1 protein-coding gene is annotated in these 471 nt (G+C 65.6%); it reads right to left on the minus strand.

The annotated features are described in order from the left end of the window. On the minus strand, positions 1-471 hold a 471-nt coding region (locus tag ACYQ0J_RS07425), incomplete at both ends, for a transposase (protein ID WP_460170944.1).

The following is a 471-nucleotide window of genomic DNA, read 5'->3' on the forward strand; positions in this document are numbered from 1 at the left end:
GCCCGTCCAGGTAGACGAAGGCCATCTCCTCGGGCAAAGGCCGGGTGCGGAAGGCTCCTGCCGCCTCCAGGACCTCGTCCGTCAGGGCGCTCAGGGTCTCGTGGGAGTAGCGGTGGCCTAAGAGCAGGCTCAGTATCTCGGCCGCCTTGCGCTGACTGACCCCGGCGGCGTAAAGGGCTACCGCCACTTCCCCCACGTCCACCAGGCGGCGGACGTAGGGCTTAAGGAAAGCCGGGTAATACCGAGATTCCCGATCCCTAGGGACCTTCAGGTCCACCTGGCCGAAGGTGGTCTCCAGCTTGCGGGGGTAGTAGCCGTTCCTGCGGCCTCCGTGCACCTGCAAGAAGGCCGTCCGGTCCAGCTCCAGAACCGTCTGCAGAACCTCGGCTACTGTCTCCCGCACCGCTTCCCTCAGCAAGATCCGCAAGGTATCCTGGTCCACGGGGCACCTCCTCGTGCTAAGGTGTGCCC

The organism is Thermus sp. FJN-A (assembly GCF_054655095.1).